Below are 21,101 nucleotides of genomic sequence, written 5' to 3'. Positions count from 1 at the left end.
TCATCTGGCCGTATAGCCTTTCATTACACCTCGGTCAGAGCTTCTAAAGAAATTGATAATTTCATCTCTTTCTCTTGATGGCGGCATTTCTACTTCTAAAAGGTCAAGTGCTTTTGAGTTATTTAAGCCTTTAAGAAAGATGTATCGGTACACTTCTTGAATTTCGGCTATTTTCTCGTTCGCAAAACCTCTTCTTCTTAAGCCTACGGAGTTGATGCCAGCATAACTCAATGGCTCACGTCCTGCTTTTGTATATGGAGGAACATCTTTTCTTACCAACGAACCACCAGAAACCATGGTGTGTGCTCCAATTTTCACAAATTGATGAACAGCTGCCGCGCCTCCAATAATGGCCCAATCTTCAATAGTAACATGGCCTGCCAATTGAACTGCATTAACTAAAATACAATTGTCTCCAATATGGCAATCGTGTGCTACGTGTGTGTAGGCCATCACCAAGCAATCTTTGCCTATGGTTGTTTTTTTTGTGGCGTGTGTGCCTCTATTCAGTGTTACACATTCTCGAATTACGGTGTTGTCACCAATTTCAAGCGTGGTTTCTTCTCCGCCAAACTTTAGGTCTTGGGGAACTGCTGAAATAACCGCTCCAGGAAAAATTTTCACATTTTTGCCAATTCGTGCACCTTCCATGATGGTAACATTGGGGCCTATCCAACTGCCTTCATCAATTGTGACATTTTTACTTATGGTCACAAAAGGCTCTACCACCACATTAGGGGCAATTTTTGCTTCTGGATGAATGTATGCTAAAGGCTGATTCATTGATTTTTAACAATTCTAGCGGTCATTGCGGCTTCGCAAACAAGGGTGTTCCCAACGTAAGCGGTACCATTCATTTGAGCAATACCTCTTTTGATAGGGGCAGTTAGCTCACATTTAAATTTAAGGGTATCTCCTGGAATCACCATCTTTCTGAATTTACATTTGTCGATTCCAAGGAAGTACGGAGTGTAATTTTCTGGATCAGGCACAGTATTGAGTACCAAAATCCCACCGATTTGCGCCATTGCTTCAATTTGTAAAACACCCGGCATCACAGGGTTACCTGGAAAGTGTCCTAAGAAGAAATGCTCGTTCATTGTAACATTTTTAATCCCTGCCACCATTGTTTCATCCAAATGAATGATTTTATCAATCAAAAGGAAGGGGTAGCGGTGCGGAAGAATCTGCATGATCTGGTTGATGTCCATCACCGGATCTATTTTTGGGTCATATTGTGGAGCCGAATTTTTTGCCAACTGCATCTCCTTTTTTACTTTTTTAGCAAAAGCTACATTGGCTGCGTGGCCTGGCCTTGCTGCTAAAATTTGAGCTTTCAAAGGTCTTCCAATTAAGGCTAAATCACCCACAACGTCTAATAGTTTATGTCTTGCAGGTTCGTTTTTATGTCTCAGTTCCACATTATTGAGAATACCCTCATGTCTAACTTCAACTTTTGGTTTGTTGAAAAGTTCAGCTAAATAATCGAGCTCATTTTCTTTCACTACACGATCTACAACCACAATAGCGTTGTTTAAATCTCCACCTTTGATAAGGTTATTTTTGTGCAGCATTTCTAACTCATGTAGGAAGCAGAATGTTCTGCTTGATGAGATTTCTTTTTTGAAATCACTGATATGGTTCAGTGATGCATGTTGACTACCCAATACCGGAGAATTATAGTCTACCATTACCGTTACACGAAAATCGTCTAAGGGCAAGGCTGCAATTTCTACATCTCTTTCTGGATCTTTGTAGCGAATACTCTCTGTAATTTCATAGAAATTTCTGAGTGCATTTTGTTCTTCAAAGCCTACGGTTTCAAGAGCGTCAATAAACATTCGAGAGCTACCGTCCATGATTGGGGGCTCTGGTCCGTCTAATTGAATAAGTACATTGTCTATTTCTAAGCCTACCAAGGCAGCTAATGTGTGTTCAACCGTGTTGATTCTCGCACCGTTGTGCTCAATGGTAGTTCCTCTTGAAAGGTCAACGACATAATCTACGTCTGCATCTACTATAGGCTGGGTTTCAAGGTCTATTCTTTGAAACTTAATTCCGTGATTTGCAGGGGCGGGGTTAAACGTCATGTTTGAAATTACCCCTGTATGTAAACCTACGCCTGATACCGTTACCGGTTTTTTGATCGTATGTTGTTTGTTCTTCATTTTCTCCTCAAAAATTCGACAAATTTAACCCTTTTTTTCGAGTTGGCTGACTCTTCTTAATAACTCTGGAAGTTTTCTTATCGCGATACTTGCCTTAAGAAATTCCCTGTGATCCATAATTGGGGTTCCTGTGTAAATGCCTTGGTCTTCAATGGTTTTTGGAACACCAGACTGAGGGCCAATAACTACTTTATCGGCAATTGTCAAATGGCCAGTAATTCCTGCTTGCCCACCAATCATTACATTTTTACCAATTTTTGCGCTGCCCGAAATTCCAGCTTGCGAGGCAATGGCTGTGTTTTCTCCAATTTCAACGTTGTGGGCTATCTGTACTAAGTTGTCTATTTTAGCTCCATCTTTGATAATGGTAGAGCCCATGGTTGCACAGTCCACAACAGTATTTGCGCCAATATCTACATGGTTGTGAATGACTACATTGCCGGTTTGTGGAATAGCTTTGAATGTGCCATCGGGTTGAGGTGCATAACCAAAACCCTCGCTGCCAATCACTACCCCCGAATGAATTTTACAATGGTTGCCAATTTTGCAGTCGGCATACACTTTCACTCCAGCAAATAATATGGTGTTTTCTCCAATGGTTACATTGTCGCCAATCACGCAATTGGGGTATATTTTTGTGCCCTTTCCGATTTTCACATTTTCACCTAAATAAGAAAAAGCACCTAAGTAAACGTCTTCTTCAATTTGGCTTGTGATGCTTTGAAAAGAAGGTTGTTCAATGCCCGATTTTTGAATTTGAGTGAGCTTTTGGTATTCTTCCAAAAGTTTAGAAAAACTTGAGTAAGGGTCGGTAACTCTTATTAGTGCTGCGTTTATTTCTTTTTTTAACTCTAAATCTTCTTTTACAATTATGGCCGTAGCGCTAGTTGTATAGATGTATTCGGTGTATTTTGGGTTGGCTAAAAAGGCAATACTTCCAGCGGTGGCTTCTTCAATTTTTTCTAGCCGACTGACCATCTGGCTTCCATCTCCATCTACCTTTCCTTCAAGAAGTTGCGCAACTTGTTGTACTGATATTTCCATTCATAAAATTTTGAGTGTCACAAAGATATGTCTTTTGGCCAGCATCGATAATATTTACGGACGATTTTGCTCATGGCTTTGATGTTCGGTAAGTCAGCTGCTTCTGTTACACCTCTTACTTCGCCCGATTTAGAAAGAATTAGTATCTCCTTATCTGAGGCCATATAAGCACTGTTCGTCAATTTGCCGTGTGAGAAGTAATATTTCACATCTTTAGCTTCCAATTGGTAGGCTTCCGCAATTTTCGCTTCATCTGCTTTAATTTCTTCTTTGGAAGGTGGCTCGTTTGAAATCGTAATTCTAAAGAGCTCTCGATCTAAGAGCATTCTACATAGTTTTGATAAAATAGGATCTTCATGATTTACCCATACCTTAATCGCTGCCCAAACATCATAATCGTCTAGTTGTAAAAAGGCATCTAAAATGGCGGGTTCAGTAGCAAAACGATCAATCCCAACTTGTTCTTTTAGAAAAATACCTAAGGCTGGTGTGTAGAAGAGTGGTTTCTCCTTTTTAGCTAATTTTCTTGCTCGCTTAATAATAGCAATGAGCATTTTTTCTGCACTTACGCTAGTTTTGTGCAAGTACACTTGCCAGTACATTAACCTTCTGGCACTCAAGAAATTTTCAATACTGTAAATTCCTTTTTCTTCAACTACCAATCTGCCTTCATGTACATCGAGCATTTTGATGATTCTGTCAGCTCCAATTGTGCCTTCTGAAACGCCAGTAAAGAAACTGTCTCTTTTGAGGTAATCTAGTCTGTCGATGTCGAGCTGACTGGAAACAAGTTCGGAAAGGAATTTCTTAGGGTAGCTGCCATTGAAGATTTCAAGTGCGAGATCTAGCTGACCATTGAATTCTTTATTCAGTTTAGAAATAATCATCCTAGAAATTTGCTCATGAGGCACGCCTTCTAACAAACTAAATTCTAGGGCATGAGAAAAAGGGCCATGACCAATGTCGTGTAAGAGAATGGCAATCATTGCACCTTCAAATTCAGCATCAGAAATTTCAACGCCCTTGTTTCTGAGGTTCTCTAAAGTGGCTCCCATCAGGTGTTTAGCACCCAATGCATGGTGGAATCGGGTATGGTGTGCACCTGGGTAAATCAGGTCTGTTAGGCCAAGTTGCTTGATTCTTCTAAGCCGCTGAAAATAGGGGTGATCGATGATATCGAAAATCAGTTCGCTTCTAATTGTGATAAATCCGTAAACCGGATCGTTGATTATCTTTTTTTTGTTCAAAGTTTGTGCGTTAATTCCTTTAAATTCGGGCTTGTTGCTAAAGCGAAGCTATGCAAAGATATAATATTTTATGGGCAGATGATGAGATAGACCTGCTTAAACCACACATCTTGTTTCTTACTGATAGAGGTTATGACATTACTCCCGTTGCGAGTGGGGCAGATGCTATTGAGGCGGTTGAAGACCAGCAGTTTGATGTGGTTTTTTTAGATGAGAATATGCCTGGTATGACGGGCCTTGAAACCCTCAAATACATTAAAAGTAAGCGACCTTCTTTGCCTGTGGTAATGATTACTAAAAGCGAAGAAGAGAGCATTATGGAAGAAGCCATTGGCTCTCATATTGCCGATTATTTGATCAAACCTTTGAATCCAAGTCAGATTTTACTTTCCGTAAAGAAAATTCTTGATAATAAAAGGTTAGTAACCGAGCGTACTAATATTGAATACCAGCAAGAGTTTAGAAACATCAGTATGGCCTATAATGAATATATGGATCATAAAGAGTGGGTTGAAATTCATAAAAAACTGGTGTATTGGGAACTTGAAATTGATAAAACAGAAAATAAAAGCATGGCCGAAATTTTGGACATGCAGAAAATTGAAGCCAATAGTAATTTTGCTCAGTTTGTAATCGATAATTATGAAGATTGGTTGAATGATCCAAATATCGACCGTCCGTTGCTTTCGAATAACTTACTGAAAACAAAGGTCTTTCCGCAAGTTAAGGATAAACCCTTATTTCTGATTGTGATTGATAATCTGCGTTACGACCAATGGAAAACCATTGAAGGTGAGTTGACAGATTATTTTAACATACTTGAAGAATCAGCTTATTATTCCATTTTGCCTACCACTACAGCTTATGCCAGAAATTCTATTTTTTCAGGTCAAATGCCTTTAGAAATGTCGAAAAGGGAAAGGGATTTATGGGTGAGCGATAATGATGAAGATGATGAAGGAAAGAACAACAATGAAGAGGAGTTCTTAAAGCGGCAGATTCAAAGGTTAAGGTTGAACATAAAAACGAGCTACAATAAAATCATTCATTCTTCACAAGGAAAGCAGTTGAACGACCAGTTTAATAATCTGCTTCAGAATGATTTGAACGTGGTGGTTTACAATTTTGTAGATATGCTCTCTCATGCCCGAACAGATATGCGAATGATTCGCGAACTGGCAGCGGATGAATCAGCTTATCGTTCATTAACCAAATCGTGGTTTTTACATTCGCCTTTGTTCGAGCTTCTGAAAATGATTAGCGACAAAGGCTTACGGGTAATGATTACCACCGATCATGGTACTTATAGGGTTAAAAAGGCCTTTAAAATTGCTGGCGATAAAACAGTGAACACCAACTTAAGGTATAAGCATGGGAAGAATTTAGGCTATAAAGAAAGTCAGGCCATTTATACGGTGCGCGACCCAGAGAAAATTCACCTGCCAAGACCAAATGTTTCTACATCTTATGCATTTGCCACGGAAGACTTGTTCTTCGCTTACCCAAATAACTTTAATCATTACGTGAAATACTATAAGGACACATTTCAACATGGAGGTATCTCTATGGACGAAATGATTATTCCTTTTATTTCGCTAAATTCGAAAAGGGCATAATGACTACTGAATTGCGCTTGGAATCAAAAGGGCTAAACGATTTAAAAAACGTAGCCCAAAAAATAACAGCTTTTGGTAAGGAGCATAATATTTGGCTGCTAATGGGGCAAATGGGAGCTGGTAAAACCACGCTCTCAAAAGCAATTTGCAATAATTTAGGAGTGATGGATTTAGTGCAGAGTCCAACTTTTTCGTTGGTAAATGAATACCTGACTAATAGCGGGCGAACCATTTACCATTTCGATTTTTATAGAATTGAAGACATTGAAGAACTGGCCAATATTGGAGTGGAAGAATATTTCGATTCTGGTAATTTGTGTTTGATCGAATGGCCTGAAAAAATTAGTGAATTGATTCCTGATGAGTATATGAAGATATTCATTGAGGTATTAGACGATAGTTCCAGAGTAATTAAACTAACTAAACATGACTGAGGGTAAGAAATCGGGGTTTGCTGAATTGGCCAAGGAGAGTAGCCTTTACCCCCAAGAAAAGTTAATGAAGGTTAAGTCGGGCAGTAAGTCGCTCAATATTTCCATTCCTAGCGAAATATCTTATCAGGAAAGTCGCATTGCGCTTACCCCTGCTGCTACTGGTATTCTGGTAAATAATGGACAAGAGGTATTGGTAGAGCAAAGTGCAGGTAAAAAGACATTTTTCTTAGACAACGACTTTAGCGAGCAAGGTTCAAAAATAGTCTATTCGAATAAGGAAGCATTTGAGGCTAATATTATAGTAAAAGTTGAGCCACCTACCTTAAAGGAAATTGCTTTGATGAAACCTGGTTCAACCCTTTTCTCCGCTTTACAATTGGGTAGCTCATCAGCTGAATATTTTAATGCCTTAAACAGAAAAAAAATTACCGCCATTGGCTATGAAATGTTGGAAGACAAAGTAGGTGGGCTTCCGATTGTGAATGCCATGAGCGAATTGGCAGGAAGTATGGCTATTCCTATCGCATCTGAATTAATGAGTACCGTGAGCGGGGGCAAGGGGGTAGTTTTAGGTGGAATTACAGGGGTTCCGCCTAGCAGAGTTATAATTCTGGGAGCAGGTACCGTAGGCGAATATTCAGCCAGAGCGGCTTTGGGTTTAGGTGCCGAAGTTCGGATTTTCGATAATGAACTCTATAAACTTCGAAGAATAAAACATAAGCTTGGAAGCCAGGTTTTTACCTCCACCATCGACTCGGTAACACTCGCGCAATCTTTAAAATCTGCCGATGTGGTAATCGGAGCCCTACGTGCAGAAAAGGGAAGGGCTCGTTGCGTGGTGACAGAGGAAATGGTGTCTCAAATGAAATCTGGTGCTGTAATCATTGATGTTTCTATTGACCAAGGTGGCTGCATAGAAACTTCTGAATGCACGAGCCATGCTAAACCAACTTTCACAAAATATGATGTGATTCATTACTGCGTTCCGAATATCGCTTCCAGGGCTGCTCGTTCCGCTACCACGGCTTTGAGCAATATTCTGACACCCGTTCTTTTAAAAATTGCGGAAGTAGGTGGAGTAGATGATATGATGTATCAGTATGGTTGGTTTAATAAGGGGGTTTATGCCTATAAAGGAAGTACCACAAACTTAGCAATCGCTAGAAGGTTTAACCTTCCTTTTAAAGACTTAGGCCTTTTGCTGGCCGCCCGCTTTTAACTCGTCTCAAGAATTGTGTTGCTTATTTTTTTGAAAATGTCTTTGGAGGTTTTTCCAAAGTTTTCACTCTCTATGATTTTATGAAAATCATCAATACCAAGGGTGCTTTTTATTGAGTCATTTGTGAATTTCTGATAGGCCATGCTCCAATTTCTGAAAGATAAGGTGTTAATTTCTTGCATACAGAGAGTAATGACGCTATGATGTCGCTCATCTCTACGAATGCTTTTATAGAGTGCATTAATCCGATCAAAATCTCCTTCTAGAATTTGTAAAAACTGATTGTTGTGAAAAAGAAGACAGCCAGTAATGTGATGTTTGGCATTAAACTCACGTGCGGTTTCAAGAATACTTTCTATATCGTAATCTTCACTATTGAGCACAGCTTTGCTGTAATAAATTAATTCGTAAAGCATGTGAGTCTCGGTTAGGATAGAAAGTTAACAATACTTTTTAAGTTTCTAAATTATAGTCGTAAAAGGTCGTTTTTAAAGAAATTCTCTTTTGCGATTTGTACGTGAGAATATCTTGAACCACCTTGCGTAAATGTTCGAAATCAAAGCCAAAATTTATGATTTATGCCTCAAACTCGTTGACGAGCGAGTGGCTCATATTGAAGAAGCCATGCGTAATGCACAAGCTTCGGCCAATGAGGAAACAAAGAGTAGCGCTGGCGATAAGTATGAAACTGGTCGCGCTATGATGCACCTCGAAAAGGAGAAATTAGCTACCCAGCTTTCAGAGGTTTCCAAAATGAAAATGGGCTTATCTCAAATTAATACTGACAAGAGGAACGAACAAGTTGAACTTGGCGCCTTGGCCATTACCGCAAGCGCTAAATATTTCGTTTCGGTGTCTTTAGGGCAAATTAAGGAGGAAGGGGGAGTGTATTTTGCAGTCTCACCAGCTTCGCCAATAGGTAGGGCCATGTTGGGCAAAAAGAAAGGAGATTCATTTGAGTTCGGTGGAAAACAAATCAACCTCCTTGAAGTTCTCTAAAAATTAGACTTAAGCCTTCTTCAAAAACATTGTTTTCAATACAATTTGGCTTTTTCCTACCCTACATTCTACTTCTTCCGGACTACCCGTTAGTCGAATGCCCTTAATTAAGTTGCCTCTTTTTAGGGTAGTGTTCATTCCTTTTACTTTCAAATCTTTGGTTACGTGAACTGAATCACCGTCTTCTAGAATGTTACCGTTACTGTCTTTCGTTTCCATTTGTTATTGAATAAGCCGCAAAGATAAAGGTTTTGTTGAAAAGGGTTTTCGGTTCAAAAAACCTACTTTTCTTTTAAGGTAGCTTCAAAAAGTAACCAAGCATCTGGATCAAGAATTACTTTAACGGGTTTATTGCCTAATTTTGGAGTCCATTTTTGATTTTTTGAATTTACCAAAATGGTTTTACGTTCTGTTGAACCATCCGAATACACCAATTCAATTTCTAAATTGAAAGTGAAATCTTCTTTCTGGGTTTGGTTCAGCTCTAAGTTCAATTGGCCTTTAGAGTAACTCCATGTGGCTTCTATTTCTGGTTGACCTGCTTGATACACCCATTGTTTGAAAAAAGCATCGAAGTCTTTGCCTGAAACGGACTCAAAAACCTCTTTCAAATCGTCAGATAGCGCATTAGAGAACTTGTATTTGTTATAGTACTTGCGAATTGCTTCCCAAAACATTTCGTCACCCACCTCTTTTCTAAGCATATGCAGCACCCAGCCCCCTTTTTGATAAGTGTTGGCATTCAGAATTTCCATATAGTTTTCTACAGAAGTGTCTACAATAGGCACTCGGTTCTTTTTACTAAAAGCAATTACCTGATTTCTATTTCCTAAAACAGTTTCCCAAGCCTTCGTTCTGCCATATTTTTGTTCCATATAAAGAATGGTGAAATAGGTGGCAAAACCTTCGCTCAACCAAGCGTGATGCCAGTTGCCTTCCGATGCCGAATTACCAAACCACTGGTGGGCAATTTCGTGTGCGAGTAGTCCTTCTACACTTCGTTTTCCTGTTACAGAGTTTTCAGAATAGAAAATATTACCTGCGTTTTCCATTCCTCCAAACTGTGTTTTAGATTGAACATTGGCCAATTTGGCAAAAGGGTAATCACCCACATGGTTAATAAACCAATCTAAAATTGGAGCTGCAGGAGCATAATCATAAAAGCCTTTTTCTCTGTCTTGCGGATAAATCCAACTTGAAACTGTTGCGCCATAAACATTGGCTACATTCTGAATTGCAAAACGCGCTACGCCAATCACCATTACTTTGGTAGGGAGTTCAACTTCTGTTTTCCAATGTGTGAGCATGGTTTTATCATTAATATTGGTGCGCTCTACCAAAAGCCCATTGCCCACTACCTGATAGTGACTCGGTGCAGTAACCACCCATTCTACAGTGGCTTTGTCAGAAGGGTGATCTACAATGGGCAGCCAGTGTTGACCACGATCGGGGTAATTATCTCCGAAGAAGGTGCGGTCGCCAAATTTGTTTTTGGAAATGATAAGGCCAGTTTCTGGAATTCCTTCATAGGCAATAGTGAAAGTTTGGCTTTGGCCTGCCTTGCCTGCATAGTTGATGTTTAATTTATCTCCAGAATGCTCAAAAGGTATTTTTTTATCATCGGCCATTAAGGCAATTACAGTCATGCCCTTGCCACTTGGTTTTGTTCTAACAAGGTCTAAATCGAACTGTTGAAGATCCTTCTTGAACTTCACTGTAACCAAAGCAACTCCATTGATTTTGTCAGAATCATCCGTCAATTGAATTTCAAACCGGTAATGCTGAACATCAATTGCACTGAGCCTTTCTTGGTGTTTTTGGGCAAGAAGCGAGAAGCACGTGAATAATATGGTTATGGAAAAGATTATTCTTTTCATATTGAATTTAGGTGTTGAATGCTAAAAACGGAATTTAAATAAAAATCACTGTTTTTCCACTGTGATTTGCTTATTGTAAGCCTCAGTAATTTGTGCTAAGTAACTTTTAAGCTGTTTGTATTCTTTAGGGTCATAGACGGCTTTTTTTAATACGTAAGTTGAAATTGCTATCATTTTCTGCTTAGAAGGGTCTAAAAGAGTTTCAAATGAGAAATCAATTAATGAGTTTGAAAATTGAACACTCTCAGGTATTACTGAAAAAGAATAGCCATCTGGAATCTCAATAATTGTATTAAACTGCTTCTTCTGACTGTAAGTAAAATCTACGGGGTAAGTTCTGTCCTCGGCTTTTAGTGGGTTTATTGTAGGAGCCTTGTTCAAGAATGGGTGAAAATAAATTTTTCCTTCAAAAGTTGACACTGGGTATGAAGCTTCATACTTAAGTGTATAAGGTGTTGAAGGAGAGTTTGTTTCAGGGTATTGGATATCTCCAATAAGGTTATAACTATTGTTAAGCTCTGTTTGAATTAAATTCTTGTTTCTTTTGTACCGGAGGGCATCGTAATCGGTTAATGTTTTTACAAATTCACCCTCAAGTTTAAGTGTTGATGGATTCAATGTAAGTTTCATATCCTCACTTTCTAAAGAAGGCAAGGTTATATTTAGATCGACCCAACCTTGTTTTTCATTATCTATGATTAGCCCTTTCTCATTGAGGTATTCAGCGGGTAGTTTACCAAATTCTAACTCTTTTTCTGTGGCTTCTGTGAGATAAAGCTGCTGATCTACCTCAACTAAAATGGCCAAAGTATTAAAAAAACTCTCGAAAGGGTAATCGATCTTTATCTTTCCATGATCTCGAGTACTCAGTATAACGGGATAAGCTTCAATATCAAAAGCCCTTAACATTCCTATTAAGAAAAGGTTGAGTTCCGCAGTAGATCCTGTAGTTTCATTTAGAAACTCCTTTACATTTTTAGAGGCATATTTTCCTCTCATTCGATTCCATCTGTAGTTTTCTTTTACATATCGAGTGAGTTCTTTGGCTTTTTCAAAGTTTTCCAATTTTGAAATTTCTTGTAGGCGCTGATCATCTTTGATCATTTTCTCTACACTTTTTGAACTCGATTTGATGAACTTTCCGAAATTATCAGACTTGAGCATGCTCTCAACCATCTGAGCCCAAGTAGTTATTATTTCTTCTTTTGAACCATTCGGACGAATAATTTTTGCCAGCTGCCAATCCATTTTGATTATATAATCATTTATAGAGGTTATGTATTGAACATCAGTAAATGCAGGAGTGTCTTTCATGGCAAACTCGTACACCATTTCTTTAAAGTCTATCGTGGCAAACCTTCGGCTACCAATTCCCACTTGTGAGTTTGAATAATCAAACTTCTTAATCCCTTGTGCTAGGTAGGTGTATTCATAAAATGGCACCACATGCACTTCGTACTCACTGTATTGTGTAGGTATTTTACTTTGAAACTCCCAGTCAGGAAGGTTAAACATGAAAGGTGATTTCAATATGTAAGAATATTCGATTACCGACCCCTCCTTAACTCCTGGAATAGCAAATTTCTTTTGATGCCAATTGCTGTTGATCTTTTCGTCATAAATATCACTTTTGTTCAATTCATTTTTCTGATCAACTCCATTTACCAGTGTGTGGCTCATTGCTTTAATGTCATAAATCAATTCCGTATTTCGCATATCCTGCTGATAGTATGGAATATTGATATTTGAGAAATCTAAACCAGATTTTGTTAAAATCTTAATTCGTCTGGTTCTTTCAAACACTATAATGAACCTGCCTTCTTCCTCAATAAAGTTAGCCACTCCTCCATCAAAAAGAACAACTGCCTCAGCATCCTCGTATTTTTCGAAATCATCACTTTGAAGATCTGATAAACTAACTGCTCCAAATTTGATTTTCTCTCTTTGAGCCTTCAAACTCAAGCAAAAACAAAAAAGGAGAGTGGCGAAAAGAGGTTTGAAATAAGCTGTCATAATTATTTTAGCGTGATTAATGTCTTGGCTCTTGATTCATTAATAGAAGATATAAATTCAAAAAAATCAGTATAATCTTCAGGTTTGTATCGGCCAGATTTAATTATAAATTCTCGAGTCAGAATAATCTTATTATTTATTTTTTCGGATGTAACGGAAAAGCTTCCGAAAATTGAGTCAATATTATCATTTCCATTTGAAAGAGTAACCTTAATGCTCTCATCAATTGTTATCTCAAATTCATCTTTGTAATGGATAGGGTAAGGAAAGAAGAGAGGAGATTTCCTTTCAGTTGGTCTTTCAATTTTTGGAAAATCTAGTCTGGGTAAATTCAAGACTTTGGCTTCTCCAAACTGCTGACCATAGTCGGATAGATTCATTTCAGCTTCCACTATTATTTCTTGAGAATCACGCGTTTCTTGGTTGATTTTAGTGATGGTTGATGGAGACTGTTGATAGGGTAGCTTTGATTTTGCAAAACGATCTATTTCACTCTTAGATTCACTTTTCATGTAGTATAGTAAGGTTTCAAAGTCATCGCCCCTGAACTTGCTATTTACTTGTGCCTGTATTTTATTTTTAGCTTGGATGGAAATATCTATTCGTGTGTCTCTTCGCGTTTCTACATTGGTCATTGCAGGAATCTGGATGATTTTGCTTTGAGAAGAATTGACTAAAAGCGCTTTACGGTTTTGTGTAAAGGTTCCTAGATAACCAAAAGGGTTGATGTTACTTGTGGTCTCTAACCAAAGTGTATCTGTTTTGGTTGGAATGGCCAAAATGACATGATTAAACTGCTGACTTGGGAAATTAGTGTCGATATCAATAGGTACTTTATCTGCATATACATCAGTACAAAAGGCTTCAATACCCGCTTCTGCTAAAAGTGCCTGCATGTAATTGGTTAATGCCTTACAGTCACCATATCTATTTTGAGCCACGTAACTCGCGGGGTAAGGAAGCATTCCTCCAATACCAATTGCAACATTGGTATACCTAATATTATCCTGTAAATAATGATAAAGGACATTGGCTTTTGACTCTATATCTGGCAAATCTTGAGTTAAATTTTTGACAACCTGCTTCTCACTTTCAGGTAAATCATGAAGGCCATAGCTCAACTGATTTAGCCATTCTCCATAAGACTGCCATGACTGAAAGCTTCCAGAGGGACCATATTCGAAGTTCAGAGGTACTATTGAGACTTTAGGAATGAGCTCATGAATAGGAGGAGAAAATACTTCTTTTTTAATGCTTTCAGCAGTGTAATTTCCTGTCCATTTATAAATCACTTTACCACCTTCTGTATTTTTAATGGCTTGATTTATATTCTGTTCTTTTATTGATAATTGAAAGTCGGTTGGTGTGGTTAAGGTTAATGATGCCTTTTTTGTATTTGTATTTAGAGCTATTACAGGAGTCCATTCATCAATCGAAAGAAAGCCATTGTAAGAAATAGAATAGCTGTATTTAAGCACGTAAGGATATTGATTGTAGCTTAACTCAAAGACTTTATTAAAATCATCTTCGTAAAGGGAGTAACCAGAAATGCTGCTTACATCTACAGCATCTCTCTTTTTTAGCTTTTTTACCTCATTGCCAGAGGCATTAATTATTGATGCACTAAGGTCTTTGATCTTATTCGATGCTGAAAAAGGTATAGCAACTTGGGTCATATGCTGACCGTCATGATTATTGATTTGAATCGATATTTCTACCCAAACTGAAAGTTTTTTTCCTTCAATTTCTATCTTTTTATCATAAGTTAAGACCTCAGCACTATTGTCATTTCTTGATTGCGCTGATAGTGTAAGGTGACAAAATAGGTAACCAATTAGAAATATGGTTATTGATAAAAAGGAACTGTTTTTCCTCATTGCAATTAATTTATCTGAGATACTTTGTATTTAGTAAAGTAAAAATAAAAATAGGAGCTTTCTGTGATCTGATAAACTAAAAGTTGTGATATGTTTTATTAGCGTGAGATTAAGCTTTGAATTGACTTAAATGATGGTCAAGGTGCTTATAAAACATATTGTTCCATTCGTTGATGCTTAGTCGTCCAAACGAAAGTGACTCCTTATTGTCGAAATGTGCTTCGCCAAGTTCTTGTGTTTTTGAGAGGTAGTCAATCAGTCTTTTTTTCTCTATTTCGAAGTCTTTCTCAGTAGTCATTAAAAACTGAGGAGCGGTTCTTAAATTCTTTTTATACGGCTTCTCGCTTGTCACCATTCCTTTCACGAAAAACCTCAACATCAATTTCATCATTCCTTTTGGCGGCTGATGTGTGTCATCATAAATCATTTCATAAGTAACGCTGCAATGTGCTAGCATTTGTCCCACATTCATTTTGCCCCAAAGCGGTTGGCTTTCTGGTGTGAGTTTATTGATTCTGTCAATGACCTCTTGAGTTACCTCTGGCTTAAAAATGTTTTTCATTATTGTCTATTTAAAAAAATTAGAAATCTAATACATACCTACTTTGCCGTTCATTGATTTAAAAATGGCTGGAGAGTTAAAGCCTACGCCATCTTTAAACACAATTTCCATTTTACGGATATTGCTCACATCCGCTTCTAAATCTCCATCGATGATTAGGATGTCGGCTTGTTTTCCTACTTCTAGTGAGCCTACTTTATCGGCACGCTCTAAAAATTTAGCACCATCCAAAGTTGATATTTTAACAGCTTCGGTTAACGAAAAGCCTGCCTCAATAAAAAGCTCGATCATGCGCTGATTGGCGTAGCCTGCAATGGTTCTGCCCGCCCCAGTGGGGTCGGTGCCTGCCAAAAGTTTTCCGCCCATTTCGTAAAACATTTTCTCCCAAGCCATTTGCTTTTGAAATGCAATAATAGAAGTAGAGTCTCTTCCTTGCTGACGCTTATGGCTGGTTTCTAGGCTTTCACGAATTTCAGGACTCATGGCTTCTAAACCACCACCCAAAACTACTTCTCTATTGGTGTAAGGTTCAAAAACAGTAAGGGTAGAAGTTACCGCTACGTCTTTCTCGATTAAGAATTCCATCAATTCTTTCATTTCTGGAGCGTCTACTGGTAAGGCACGTAATGCTTGTCCGCGTTTAAAAGCAGGACAGAAGTCATCTACCTTGTCGCCTACAAAATCAGAGCTTTGGAAGAAACCATGCTCAATATTGTCAATTCCTATTTCCGCAGCCTCGCGGTAAGTGACTGAGCAGATATGTCCAGTTACTTTTTTTCCTTTAGCGTGCGCAGCGTTTACTACGCTTTTTAAATCTTCTTTTGTTATGTTCTGATAAACCTTAAAGGAATTAATACCTCTGTCTGCCCAATAATTCACCATTTCTGCAGCTTCGTCTGAGCTTTCAATCACACCCACTTCCGGTACTGATGTGCCTTCTCTTTCTATAAACGGACTTGTTAAGTCCATTTTGGGCCCCAACATTCTTCCTTTCTCAATCCATTTTCTAATGTTCAAATCAGTTTGCGGTTCAATACTACCCGCAGTGCGAATAGTGGTTACTCCTCCGGCCAAATAAAGACGCGGAAACGTGAATGTCATTTGTGAAACGCTAAAAATGCCATCGAAAGGTTTGGGGTAGAAAATATGTTCGTGAAGCATGACCATTCCGGGCATTATTGTTTTGCCTGTGCAGTCAATCACCTTCGCGCCAGCCGGAATCGATACTTCACCCGTATTTCCCATGGCGGTAATAATTCCATTTTCGAAAACCAAAGTTTGATTCGTTTTGATATCTGCACCAGTGCCGTCAATGGTTTTAGCATGCGTAAGGGCAACAATATCTTCCTGAACAGCTACATAAGGACGAACTGCGCGTGAGAATTCTTGAGTAAACGATAATTGTATGGTAAGAAAGAAAAGCGAGGAGGTAAGGAGGCTTCTTAATTTCATGGTCGATGATTAATGATTGAAAGTTAAAGAATTATGCTTTCTAAATTAAGCTTGAACGTTGCATATGTTAGGCAGGCAGAATAAATTGTAAGATGGAAAGTTTGGTAAATTTCTTTGATAATATTCCCACAGAGTTTCGGGCGGGGATTTTAATTGGCGGAGTGGTGGTTTTTTGGGTTGTCGAAGGCACGCTTCCACTCTTTACTTTCCAGTATAAAAAAGTACGACACGCTGGGCTTAACCTATTTTTCACCTTAACTACAGCCATTATCGGTTTTGGTTTAGCCGGTGTACTCTTGGCGGCTTCAGATATGGTTGCTAATAATCAGTTTGGACTGTTGTATGTTGTTGATCTACCGCTTTGGGGGCAATTGATTGTTGGTGTTTTACTGCTCGATTTTATTGGCGCTTACTTAGTGCATTATACCGAGCACAAAGTAAAATGGATGTGGAAATTTCATTTGGTACACCATAGCGATACCACAGTAGATGTTACTACGGGTTTGCGACATCACCCAGGAGAAACCATTTTCAGAATTGGATTTACCATTCTTGCCGTAATTATTGTAGGCGCACCTATGTGGCTTATTATGGTGTACCAAAGCCTTTCTGTGCTCTTCGCTCATATAACTCATGCCAATATTCGCATGCCGAAATCAGTAGATAGAGTGCTTTCTTGGTTGTTTGTTACGCCATTAATGCATAAGGTGCATCATCATTATACGCAACCTTTAACCGATACTAACTTCGGAAATATCTTTTCTATCTGGGATCGTATTTTCGGCACTTTTGCCCAAGTGGAAGATACAAAATCTTTAGTGTATGGCATCGACACCCACATGGATCCTAAAGAGAATGATGATATGGTGAACCTGCTCAAAATTCCATTTCAGCCTTACCGGGTTCCAGAGGATGAACAAGTTCAAAACCTTGTACCGAAGAAATAAATGAAGCTTTCACTAGAGCAAAAGGCGATTCCTTATTTAACCAACCAGTTTGCTCAAGCTGGCAAGGTGATTTTTATTTCTATTCGACCTGAAAGAGGAAAATTGCCAATAACTGTTGAAAAAGTTAATGCCATTGAAGGTGTAGGTTTAGCAGGCGACCATTACGCATCGAAAGGAGGAAAGAGGCAAGTAACGCTGATTCAAGCTGAGCATATTAAGGCTGTAGCCTCTATGGTTGGCCAAGCTGAAATTAACCCTTTATTATTAAGAAGAAATATTGTTGTGGAAGGAATTAATCTTCAAGCCTTAAAAGGAAAGAAATTCCGAATTGGAAATGCAGTGTTGGAACATACTGGCGATTGTCATCCTTGTTCCAGAATGGAAGAGAACTTAGGAAATGGCGGTTATAACGCCATGCGTGGGCACGGAGGAATAACCGCAAGAATCTTAACCTCTGGTTTGATTTCTCTTGATGACACGCTTAGTCCAATGGAGCAGCCTCAGGAATTTCCTTCACCAACTCTACATTCTGCGACTGATCAGGGCCTCCAGCCATAATTAATGTACCTCTGGTGCCATCATTGGCTTCGATCACAAAAATCTCTTCTTCATCACCAGGGTTCGTCATGCCATCAAAGCGATACGTTTTCACGATTTTGAGTTGGTAAGGTGTGTACTCCTTTTTGCTGGCTGTGGCCACAATATTCTTTTCCTTGGCCGTAAATTGCTCTTTAAAACCTTGTTCGTTTAACTCTGCCAATACCTGTGAAAGTGTTCTATCTGTAGTTTTCATAATGCGTTTTTTAAATTTGTTCTTACATAACCTTTTTAGGGGCGTAGGGTTTTAAAGAATAAGTATAAGTGCGGGTTTTGAAACTTTCTGGCAACATTCTTTTGTTCAAGATGTTTCAGAAGATGTAGAAAAGACCGTACTTTCGCAGATTCAATGGAAAGGCAAACGGCCTTTACTTATATAACATGGGGCCGACTGGAATTGACAGTAGGTGTAATGCAAGTGTAAGCATGCAGGGAGTTGTGAGTATTTCCCTTAAATAAAACTTTCACATTTATAATTGGCGAAAGACAATACGCCCTTGCTGCCTAATTAAGAATTAGCAGTAATGTGTCTCTCTCACCCTCTGGTTTGCCGGGTGGGAAATCGAGGCATCACACGCAAACCTGGCCATTTCTAGGTATCGTGATAGAAGCGGTAAGATCAATTGCGAATAAGGTGTAGATTAGGTTGGTTGCTGACCTTGCTACATTCGAAAATTAATCAGCGAATAAGCATGTAGAAGGCGCTTAGTGTTCCTTATCTGGACGAGGGTTCGAACCCCTCCGGCTCCACCTTCGCCCACCGAAGCGCATTTGCGCGAAGGTGGGCTTTTTTTATCCACCGAAGCCTCTTGTTTCGAAGCCTCAGTACTTGCGGGCTTCGGTGGAGAAACTCCACCACTGCGTCCACCGTAGCTTTAGCGAAGGTGGACTGTCAATTATAGCTCTTGGTGAAGCTGGACTGTTTAAAATTTTTAAACTCACTTTTCTTGTCTGTGAATAGTCTCATAATTTTTTATCTTGAATAATAAGAATTTCACCCATGCACACCGTTTACATCCTCAAATGTTCTGATGACTCCACTTACGTAGGTTGTACTGGTAATCTTGAAGAAAGATTAAAACGGCACAATAAAGGCGAAGTGAGTGGCTACCTTTTGAGGTGGTGCTCACCATTAATTTCCCTGAGAAATACAAGGCTTTTGAATTTGAAAAGTACTTGAAATCTGGCTCAGGACGAGCTTTTATGTTCAAAAGGTTTGTTTGACAACGGTGTCGATGATTTAGCAATCAATTTTACACCAAACCAATTCCTCTTCAGTATCTTTGCGCTATGCGTTGCTCCTCAGGTAAAATTCAATACGATTCTCAGCAGTTGGCCGAAGATGCCCTGATCGATCAGCATATTTACAAAGGTTTTGCCGAGCATCAAGGGCCACAGAATGTGTATGAATGTCGTGACTGCGGTTACTGGCACATGACCTCTAAAAATGCCGAACGCTTGCCCCGCCTTCAGGAAATGATTGACTCTGGCGAACTCAAGAGAAAGCAGAATGCTAGTCAGTGGGAGCGAAGGTTTTGATGCTCTTGATAAACTCTCCAAAAGTTTAGCTCGTAATAAAACCGACTTATATAGAACCATAGAAAATTGTTGAATAACTTTTGGCGAGTTGTCATCACTCTTCTCACATAACCTTCCTAATTTCGTTGCATGGAAATGTCTCAAAAACCCCTTGCCGAACGCATCCGTCCCCAAACCTTAGACGACCTGATTGGTCAAGAACATTTAGTTGGGAAAAACGGAGTTTTGCGCAGGGCCATAGAGTCGGGCGGAATTCCATCCATGATTCTATGGGGACCTCCTGGTGTGGGTAAAACCACCATCGCCAATATTATTGCGAATACGGTTAAAGCGCCTTTCATCCCTTTGAGTGCCATCAGCTCTGGCGTAAAAGAGATAAGAGAAGTAATTCAAAGAGCAAAATTTCAATCGAAAACCATTCTTTTTATTGACGAAATTCACCGCTTTAATAAGTCGCAGCAAGATGCCCTTTTGGGTGCGGTAGAAAAAGGAGATGTTACCTTAATTGGAGCCACCACAGAAAATCCTTCGTTTGAGGTTAACTCGGCCCTTTTGTCGCGGTCGCAGGTGTATACGCTCAAAGCACTTTCTAAAGAAGACCTGCTTCGTTTGGTGGAAAGCGCGATTGAGAAGGATAAGATTTTGAGCCAGAAAACCATTCATTTAAAGGAAACCCAAGCACTGTTTAGTATTTCTGGTGGCGATGCCAGAAAACTGCTCAACCTACTCGATTTGGTGGTGGAAAACCTTGGCGGCCAAGAAGTAGAAATCACAGACGATAAAGTAATCGACATTGCGCAACAGCGGGTAGCTATTTACGATAAATCGGGCGAACAGCATTACGATATCATTTCAGCATTCATCAAATCCATTCGCGGCAGCGACCCTAATGCTGCGGTGTATTATTTAGCAAGAATGATTGAAGGCGGTGAAGACATCAAGTTTATTGCCCGTAGGTTGGTCATATTGGCTTCGGAAGATATTGGCAATGCAAACCCCACTGCTTTGGTGATTGCCACCAATGCATTTCAGGCCGTAAGCATGATCGGCTATCCGGAAGGAAGAATCATTTTGTCACAGTGCGTTACTTATTTGGCGGCTTCTGCTAAAAGTAATGCGGCCTACATGGCCATAAATGAAGCCCAAGCTTTGGTGCGTCAAACGGGCGATTTACAAGTGCCACTGCCCATCCGTAATGCGCCAACCAAATTGATGAAGGAAGAGGGCTATGGCAAAGGCTACAAATACTCGCATGACTTCCCTGGCAACTTTGTAAACCAAGAATTTATGCCTGCCGAAATCAAAGGAACTAAGCTGTACGACCCGGGTAAAAACCCACGCGAAGAAGAAATGCGCAAGCGCTTACAAGCCATGTGGAAAGAAAAGTATGGGTATTGAAGTAGTATTGAGTACCTAGCTATTAGACTTTAGTATTCTGCACTAATAGTCGGAACCCTCCAAAAGTTGATGTTCCTAGATCAGCAGGAGCTAATGGCTTCATTCAATCTAT

21 protein-coding genes and 1 other RNA gene are annotated in these 21,101 nt (G+C 39.3%); 10 read left to right on the top strand and 12 right to left on the bottom strand.

The genetic code is table 11. From position 1 onward, the window contains the following. The 4 genes from lpxA to AWW67_RS00815 are packed head-to-tail and all read right to left on the bottom strand — an operon-like array spanning position 1 to position 4,459. Positions 1-783, bottom strand: coding sequence for an acyl-ACP--UDP-N-acetylglucosamine O-acyltransferase (lpxA, locus tag AWW67_RS00830; protein ID WP_053223703.1), 783 nt, complete (start codon positions 781-783; stop codon positions 1-3). Continuing rightward, positions 780-2,168 (bottom strand): bifunctional UDP-3-O-[3-hydroxymyristoyl] N-acetylglucosamine deacetylase/3-hydroxyacyl-ACP dehydratase, encoded by a 1,389-nt coding sequence (locus AWW67_RS00825; RefSeq protein WP_062299541.1) that lies wholly within the window; start codon positions 2,166-2,168, stop codon positions 780-782. The genes lpxA and AWW67_RS00825 overlap by 4 nt, the downstream gene beginning before the upstream one ends. 24 nt (positions 2,169-2,192) lie before the next feature. After that, positions 2,193-3,212 carry a UDP-3-O-(3-hydroxymyristoyl)glucosamine N-acyltransferase gene (gene lpxD / locus AWW67_RS00820; RefSeq protein WP_062299539.1) on the bottom strand — a complete coding sequence of 340 codons (1,020 nt, stop codon included), beginning with the start codon at positions 3,210-3,212 and terminating at the stop codon, positions 2,193-2,195. 17 nt (positions 3,213-3,229) lie between these two features. After that, the gene (locus tag AWW67_RS00815) at positions 3,230-4,459 is read right to left on the bottom strand and encodes an HD domain-containing protein (protein WP_062299538.1); all 1,230 of its coding nucleotides are present in this window, start codon (positions 4,457-4,459) and stop codon (positions 3,230-3,232) included. Positions 4,460-4,509: 50 nt separating this feature from the next. On the opposite strand from AWW67_RS00815, the gene porX reads away from it, so the two are divergent. From porX to AWW67_RS00800, 3 genes are read left to right on the top strand one after another with little or no spacing between them, the layout of a single operon-like run. Continuing rightward, positions 4,510-6,075: a T9SS response regulator signal transducer PorX gene (porX, locus tag AWW67_RS00810; RefSeq protein ID WP_062299536.1), complete on the top strand. Its 1,566-nt coding sequence runs from the start codon at positions 4,510-4,512 to the stop codon at positions 6,073-6,075. After that, on the top strand, positions 6,075-6,509 hold the full coding sequence (tsaE, locus tag AWW67_RS00805; protein WP_062299535.1) for a tRNA (adenosine(37)-N6)-threonylcarbamoyltransferase complex ATPase subunit type 1 TsaE: 435 nt from the start codon (positions 6,075-6,077) through the stop codon (positions 6,507-6,509). Before porX ends, tsaE begins: the two co-directional genes overlap by 1 nt. After that, a complete protein-coding gene (locus tag AWW67_RS00800) occupies positions 6,502-7,728 on the top strand; it encodes an alanine dehydrogenase (RefSeq protein WP_062299533.1) in 1,227 nt (408 codons plus the stop codon). The genes tsaE and AWW67_RS00800 overlap by 8 nt, the downstream gene beginning before the upstream one ends. Here AWW67_RS00800 and AWW67_RS00795 read toward each other — a convergent pair. Next, entirely contained in the window at positions 7,725-8,144 is a 420-nt protein-coding gene (locus AWW67_RS00795; protein WP_062299532.1) for a BLUF domain-containing protein, read from the bottom strand. The two genes, AWW67_RS00800 and AWW67_RS00795, sit on opposite strands and share 4 nt — an antisense overlap. A 130-nt stretch (positions 8,145-8,274) precedes the next feature. Between AWW67_RS00795 and AWW67_RS00790 the strand changes: the two genes are divergently transcribed. Then, positions 8,275-8,727 (top strand): GreA/GreB family elongation factor, encoded by a 453-nt coding sequence (locus AWW67_RS00790; protein WP_062299530.1) that lies wholly within the window; start codon positions 8,275-8,277, stop codon positions 8,725-8,727. A 9-nt stretch (positions 8,728-8,736) separates the two neighbouring features. Here the strand turns inward: AWW67_RS00790 and AWW67_RS00785 are convergent, their stop codons facing one another. From AWW67_RS00785 to AWW67_RS00760, 6 genes are all read right to left on the bottom strand, one after another. Then, positions 8,737-8,946: an alkylphosphonate utilization protein gene (locus AWW67_RS00785; RefSeq protein WP_053223712.1), complete on the bottom strand. Its 210-nt coding sequence runs from the start codon at positions 8,944-8,946 to the stop codon at positions 8,737-8,739. 62 nt (positions 8,947-9,008) lie between these two features. Continuing rightward, positions 9,009-10,604, bottom strand: a complete 1,596-nt coding sequence (locus tag AWW67_RS00780) for a M1 family metallopeptidase (RefSeq protein ID WP_062299529.1) — start codon at positions 10,602-10,604, stop codon at positions 9,009-9,011. Between the two features lie 45 nt (positions 10,605-10,649). Next, the gene (locus tag AWW67_RS00775) at positions 10,650-12,560 is read right to left on the bottom strand and encodes a DUF3858 domain-containing protein (RefSeq protein WP_176699974.1); all 1,911 of its coding nucleotides are present in this window, start codon (positions 12,558-12,560) and stop codon (positions 10,650-10,652) included. Between the two features lie 59 nt (positions 12,561-12,619). Then, positions 12,620-14,494: a DUF3858 domain-containing protein gene (locus AWW67_RS00770; protein ID WP_062299525.1), complete on the bottom strand. Its 1,875-nt coding sequence runs from the start codon at positions 14,492-14,494 to the stop codon at positions 12,620-12,622. 109 nt (positions 14,495-14,603) lie between these two features. After that, positions 14,604-15,056 (bottom strand): DUF1569 domain-containing protein, encoded by a 453-nt coding sequence (locus tag AWW67_RS00765; protein WP_062299524.1) that lies wholly within the window; start codon positions 15,054-15,056, stop codon positions 14,604-14,606. A gap of 27 nt (positions 15,057-15,083) precedes the next feature. Further along, positions 15,084-16,508, bottom strand: a complete 1,425-nt coding sequence (locus AWW67_RS00760; RefSeq protein ID WP_062299522.1) for an amidohydrolase family protein — start codon at positions 16,506-16,508, stop codon at positions 15,084-15,086. A gap of 92 nt (positions 16,509-16,600) precedes the next feature. Between AWW67_RS00760 and AWW67_RS00755 the strand changes: the two genes are divergently transcribed. Continuing rightward, complete coding sequence (locus tag AWW67_RS00755) at positions 16,601-17,455, top strand: sterol desaturase family protein (RefSeq protein WP_062299520.1); 855 nt, start codon at positions 16,601-16,603, stop codon at positions 17,453-17,455. Continuing rightward, a complete protein-coding gene (locus AWW67_RS00750) occupies positions 17,456-18,013 on the top strand; it encodes an MOSC domain-containing protein (protein ID WP_062299518.1) in 558 nt (185 codons plus the stop codon). It begins immediately after the preceding gene. On the opposite strand, the gene AWW67_RS00745 is transcribed toward AWW67_RS00750, so the two are convergent. Next, positions 17,937-18,248, bottom strand: coding sequence for a hypothetical protein (locus AWW67_RS00745; RefSeq protein ID WP_053223720.1), 312 nt, complete (start codon positions 18,246-18,248; stop codon positions 17,937-17,939). The genes AWW67_RS00750 and AWW67_RS00745 overlap by 77 nt on opposite strands. Before the next feature lie 187 nt (positions 18,249-18,435). Between AWW67_RS00745 and ssrA the strand changes: the two genes are divergently transcribed. The 4 genes from ssrA to AWW67_RS00730 all read left to right on the top strand — a co-directional run bounded on the left by ssrA (position 18,436) and on the right by AWW67_RS00730 (position 20,989). Further along, positions 18,436-18,805: a transfer-messenger RNA gene (gene ssrA / locus AWW67_RS00740) on the top strand. Positions 18,806-19,052: 247 nt separating this feature from the next. Further along, positions 19,053-19,232, top strand: a complete 180-nt coding sequence (locus AWW67_RS19255) for a GIY-YIG nuclease family protein (protein WP_221405241.1) — start codon at positions 19,053-19,055, stop codon at positions 19,230-19,232. A 110-nt stretch (positions 19,233-19,342) separates the two neighbouring features. Continuing rightward, positions 19,343-19,591, top strand: a complete 249-nt coding sequence (locus AWW67_RS00735; protein WP_062299516.1) for a hypothetical protein — start codon at positions 19,343-19,345, stop codon at positions 19,589-19,591. A gap of 135 nt (positions 19,592-19,726) precedes the next feature. Next, positions 19,727-20,989, top strand: a complete 1,263-nt coding sequence (locus AWW67_RS00730; RefSeq protein ID WP_062299608.1) for a replication-associated recombination protein A — start codon at positions 19,727-19,729, stop codon at positions 20,987-20,989. The last annotated feature ends 112 nt before the right edge of the window (positions 20,990-21,101 follow it).

Source organism: Roseivirga seohaensis, from assembly GCF_001592945.1.
In the GTDB taxonomy this organism is placed as follows: domain Bacteria; phylum Bacteroidota; class Bacteroidia; order Cytophagales; family Cyclobacteriaceae; genus Roseivirga; species Roseivirga seohaensis.
This window is presented reverse-complemented; position numbering and strand designations above follow the sequence as displayed.

Excerpts from the sequence above, each read along its gene's own strand:
- AWW67_RS00735 (WP_062299516.1), top strand. The coding sequence starts at position 19,343 with ATGCGTTGCTCCTCAGGTAAAATTCAATACGATTCTCAGCAGTTGGCC.
- lpxA (WP_053223703.1), bottom strand. The coding sequence starts at position 783 with ATGAATCAGCCTTTAGCATACATTCATCCAGAAGCAAAAATTGCCCCT.
- AWW67_RS00730 (WP_062299608.1), top strand. The coding sequence starts at position 19,727 with ATGTCTCAAAAACCCCTTGCCGAACGCATCCGTCCCCAAACCTTAGAC.
- AWW67_RS00800 (WP_062299533.1), top strand. The coding sequence starts at position 6,502 with ATGACTGAGGGTAAGAAATCGGGGTTTGCTGAATTGGCCAAGGAGAGT.
- AWW67_RS00750 (WP_062299518.1), top strand. The coding sequence starts at position 17,456 with ATGAAGCTTTCACTAGAGCAAAAGGCGATTCCTTATTTAACCAACCAG.
- AWW67_RS00795 (WP_062299532.1), bottom strand. The coding sequence starts at position 8,144 with ATGCTTTACGAATTAATTTATTACAGCAAAGCTGTGCTCAATAGTGAA.
- tsaE (WP_062299535.1), top strand. The coding sequence starts at position 6,075 with ATGACTACTGAATTGCGCTTGGAATCAAAAGGGCTAAACGATTTAAAA.
- AWW67_RS00825 (WP_062299541.1), bottom strand. The coding sequence starts at position 2,168 with ATGAAGAACAAACAACATACGATCAAAAAACCGGTAACGGTATCAGGC.
- AWW67_RS00760 (WP_062299522.1), bottom strand. The coding sequence starts at position 16,508 with ATGAAATTAAGAAGCCTCCTTACCTCCTCGCTTTTCTTTCTTACCATA.
- AWW67_RS00755 (WP_062299520.1), top strand. The coding sequence starts at position 16,601 with ATGGAAAGTTTGGTAAATTTCTTTGATAATATTCCCACAGAGTTTCGG.
- AWW67_RS00745 (WP_053223720.1), bottom strand. The coding sequence starts at position 18,248 with ATGAAAACTACAGATAGAACACTTTCACAGGTATTGGCAGAGTTAAAC.
- AWW67_RS00770 (WP_062299525.1), bottom strand. The coding sequence starts at position 14,494 with ATGAGGAAAAACAGTTCCTTTTTATCAATAACCATATTTCTAATTGGT.
- AWW67_RS00790 (WP_062299530.1), top strand. The coding sequence starts at position 8,275 with ATGTTCGAAATCAAAGCCAAAATTTATGATTTATGCCTCAAACTCGTT.
- AWW67_RS00780 (WP_062299529.1), bottom strand. The coding sequence starts at position 10,604 with ATGAAAAGAATAATCTTTTCCATAACCATATTATTCACGTGCTTCTCG.
- AWW67_RS00765 (WP_062299524.1), bottom strand. The coding sequence starts at position 15,056 with ATGAAAAACATTTTTAAGCCAGAGGTAACTCAAGAGGTCATTGACAGA.
- lpxD (WP_062299539.1), bottom strand. The coding sequence starts at position 3,212 with ATGGAAATATCAGTACAACAAGTTGCGCAACTTCTTGAAGGAAAGGTA.
- AWW67_RS00785 (WP_053223712.1), bottom strand. The coding sequence starts at position 8,946 with ATGGAAACGAAAGACAGTAACGGTAACATTCTAGAAGACGGTGATTCA.
- AWW67_RS19255 (WP_221405241.1), top strand. The coding sequence starts at position 19,053 with ATGCACACCGTTTACATCCTCAAATGTTCTGATGACTCCACTTACGTA.
- porX (WP_062299536.1), top strand. The coding sequence starts at position 4,510 with ATGCAAAGATATAATATTTTATGGGCAGATGATGAGATAGACCTGCTT.